We start from the raw sequence: 3,910 nt of genomic DNA, 5'->3' as shown, positions 1-3,910 counted from the left end.
AAATCAGGCATGTTTTGGAAGTTTATCATGCATAACAATCGCAGGCATGTTCTCCAAATACCTTCGGTATTTGGCTGGACCTCCTTACGCGTTGCTTCAGTCGGCCCATGCTGCGGGCGTTAGAACAAATTGGTACTGAGATGGAAATTCATAATTTTGACATTAGAAGGGATTTAGATTTTTATCTCGAGGGGGACAAGGTTGCTTTTCAGGAATCATTTCCAGGTGTAGCAATAACCCACGACCTAGAACGTGATATGAGGTCTAGTATTGCTGGGATAACTGGCAGCGAGGATATTGCGGGCTTCACTGCTTTGCAGGATGGAGTACCTATCGGCTCTATCGTGGTTTGTCTTCAGTGGTTTTATAATCTCCCACAAGGCTATATTGATTCAATTTATGTACATGCAGAGCATCGTAAAAGTGGAGTAGCCAAAGAACTCATTACTGTTTCTGAAAAGTGGGCATTACAAAAAGGTGCACGTTCGATTCGCCTAGATGTTTCCATTGCAAATTGTGGTGCTATTGCTGCCTATGAAAGCTTAGGGTTTGTGGCTACTCGTACTCAAATGGAACGTAGTATACAGTTCTAACAATTGTAGCCACCAGACACAAACTGCGGCGGCGCCTTATGTGTTCGCTGCGCTTGTAACACAACGGCACCACCACAGTTTGCGCAGGTGCTACAGGCGTTACACGTAAAAACAAAGGAGTCACAATGCTTGTAATTATTGCACTAATTATCATCTCGATATTTTTCCCTCCAGGTTGGTTTGCACTTGCTGCATATGTCGTTTATTTGGTGTTGACCAAAAAGAAACGGCGAAATCGAGTCATCATGTTCGAGGTTCGGCGATTGATAGCAACTGGGCAAGAAGAAACTATTCTCAAGCACCTTTATTATGAGGCAGCTAAAAGTTTTGCCGCAGAGCACGGAGCTTCAATGTCTCCATATAAAAATGATCCAGAGGATGACTGCCTCATCTTCGACATGGCTATCGGTGGCAAGGAATATAGTGTATGTGTTCAGCGCTGGATGAAAGATGAAACCATGCTGACTGTAAAAACAAAGGGCAAAGCAAAAGAAGATCTTATTAACTCACTCGGTAAAGATTCATTTTTAGCGGAAATGTTAAATAAATGAGCTTCAGCAAATACGTGTAACAAGGCCAGCCAGAGGGACAGCCAAACCGCTGCGCGCTTTGTCTGCCCCTGCTGGCGGCGTTATACGGCAACAGTAGGGCGCCGCGCTCAATTTCCCATTTTCACCTAAAGAGTGTTTTAAATGAGCAAACAGCCCCCGGAGTTCTCGTTGATTAACGATCAATCATGACAGCATTAACTATTGAACAAAAACGGAAAGAAGCGGTTGCCACTCTGTTGAAAAATATGGAAACAACTGCTGCCGAAATGCGTGCCTTAATTGTAGGTATGCCACCTGAAGATCTTCTTGGTTACATCTACGCTCAGCGCTTGATGAAAATGATGGCGGGAAGTGATGAGGCATCGGCAGTAAGCGATACTAATGATCCTGGTGATACGATTAATGAAACGCAGTTTCTGCTTGAGTACGTACACGCCGTTCTAGCATCAGACGCTGCTCCCGACGAAGTTGAATTCGACGAAGCGCAATGCACCGAGTTGTTCGCACTTAGCCGAAAACTGCAAGAACAAGCAATGTTCTTCGCCATGGGCTCTTCTGCTGATACAGAAAACAAGGACTTTGGTCCTAACACGGCAGATATCGAATTTCACGCAAAATCGACTTGGATTTTGCTCAGGGGGAACCGTTATCAGGTTTTAGAAGGTGAATTTTACCGTTACGTGCTTGCACCGCACGATGAAGTCCTTAAAGAGGTTTATGGAGTCGGAGCTACTGAGATAGGGGAAGGCTTCCAAGATATGGCCAATGCTACCCGTACGGGGCAAGCGGATGCCATGGATGAAATGCTGAGGCAGTTCGAAGCTGCGCAGGATTTTGCTAAGGAGCAGGAAAAACCACTTGAAGATGTTATGGAGGCATGGGTTGCGGCAAATGCGGATCTTTCGAAAGCTGCAGGACTAGCCATGGAAGACATGCTCCGGGGCGGCATTGCTAACGTCAGTCGTCACACGAAATTGCCAACGGAGTTATTGGCTGACCTGGCGTATCAACGTGGTGAAGAGACTGAGTTTTTCGCTGAAGGCGACTTTTCAGGAACCCCTTACAGGACATTACCCGCCCGCAAAAAACCCTTAATCCAACTTGGTTCGGACTACTACGCTGTCGATCCCTGTTTTACCCGAGACGCAGGATACCGTGCACTTCTTTTTAATCTCTTGCAGCAAAAACCTGACTACAAAAAAGCATTCGAAGACCGCCAGAAAATAATGAGCGAAGGAGCGTTTCCAGACATTCTCACTGATCAGCTACCAGGGGCGACAGTCTACCAAGAGGTTTATTACAAGGATCCAGTGACTAGACAGTGGTCCGAAAATGACACCCTAGTCCTAGTCGATGATGTGCTCTACCTCGTTGAAGCTAAAGCAGGTGCAGCGGCAACTATTGCTTCGCCTGCGCTCGATTTTAAGCGGCACGCACAGTCCGTACAGGACTTGGTTCTTAAGGCTTACAGACAGTGCGAGCGTTTCTTTAATTATCTGAGTTCTGCGGATGAGGTTCCGCTTTACAATCTAGCTGACGGAAAATATGAAGAGTGTGGTCGAGTCCGCCTCTCTGATTATCGTGTGATGGTGCCCATTGGGTTGACAGTCGAGTCATTCTCGCCCTTTTCTTCTTTTTGCAAGGATTTGCCTCAGGTTGAACCGCTTCTCGGGAAACATGCTTTTGTATCAATGTCGATTGATGATTTGTTTGTTCTAAAGCGTATCCTGCCTACACCAGGAATGTTTGCACACTACATGGAAGTACGGCAAGCGGTGGCTGGAATGAGGCGCTCTCATTTGTTTGACGAGTTTGATCACCTTGGCGCTTACATAACCAAGAACAGATTTGATCAAGATATTGCAGACCAATTAAAGGGCGAAGAAGCTAATTTGGTGGTTTGGGATGGTATGAGTAATATCATCGACAAGAGCTTCGAGGGCGAGGATTGGGAAACCAAGCCAATGCCGACCCAGGAGTTCCCGAATGAGTTATTGAAGCTGCTCGAAGCACTTGACACTACCCGTGCTCCAGGATGGCTCTCAGCTGAGAGCATTATCCGTAACTATGGTGAGAAAGCACGTCAAGATCTTTCAAAAATGCTCTCTGATATAGGTAGAACATTAGAACAGTACCCCGCACGTTACTTCGCATTTGCTGGTGATGGTCAACCACTATTTGTCTGGATGCAAAGCTCCGGGAAAGATGTTGAATGGGAAAAGATAAATGACAAAGCAAGCGCAGTTGCGCTGTGTGCGGAGTCGCCACAGGTTGTTGGTGTGTTTATTGAGGTTGGTAAAGGATGCGTTCATGAGAAGGCTCAACATTTTAAAGTTTATGCTCCTTCTGAAAGGACTGAGACGAATGCGCATATCTTTGATGATGCCAAACGCATGAGCCACCGAACTAGAACAGTAAATCCGACTCAATCGGTAGATACGACAATACCTACACGCGCCAAGAAAATCGGCCGTAATGAGCCATGCCCTTGTGGAAGCGGTGTAAAGTACAAAAAGTGCCACGGTCGCTAGAGAAAGAGAATTGAATGGAGATAGAGCTAAAATTGTTCATAAAATTAGTTGGACTTAGTGACCTGCTTTTAGCCGCATGCGAGAAAGGGAGGTTGATCAAGATGCCGTATAACAAGCGACTGTGGTGTCAACCCAGTTAAATTTACCTTTAGTAAGCCCAAGCAACATCGTCGCGAACCATAGCATTAAGCATAGTGATTAACTTGCGCATGCAGGCAACGATAGCGACCTTTTT

Annotated in this window: 3 protein-coding genes; all 3 read left to right on the top strand. The window is 46.0% G+C overall.

Annotation, left to right across the window (positions count from 1 at the left end; all coding sequences use genetic code 11):
- Positions 1-140: 140 nt before the first annotated feature.
- Positions 141-593: a GNAT family N-acetyltransferase gene (locus tag SBL51_RS23105; RefSeq protein WP_317933569.1), complete on the top strand. Its 453-nt coding sequence runs from the start codon at positions 141-143 to the stop codon at positions 591-593.
- Positions 594-718: 125 nt separating this feature from the next.
- Positions 719-1,144 (top strand): hypothetical protein, encoded by a 426-nt coding sequence (locus SBL51_RS23100; RefSeq protein WP_317933568.1) that lies wholly within the window; start codon positions 719-721, stop codon positions 1,142-1,144.
- 185 nt (positions 1,145-1,329) lie between these two features.
- On the top strand, positions 1,330-3,675 hold the full coding sequence (locus tag SBL51_RS23095) for an SEC-C metal-binding domain-containing protein (protein WP_317933567.1): 2,346 nt from the start codon (positions 1,330-1,332) through the stop codon (positions 3,673-3,675).
- The last annotated feature ends 235 nt before the right edge of the window (positions 3,676-3,910 follow it).

The organism is Halioxenophilus sp. WMMB6, assembly GCF_033283405.1.
Taxonomy (GTDB): Bacteria; Pseudomonadota; Gammaproteobacteria; order Pseudomonadales; family Cellvibrionaceae; genus Halioxenophilus.
Note: the sequence above shows the minus strand (reverse complement) of the source record. Positions and strands in the feature narration are given on the sequence as shown.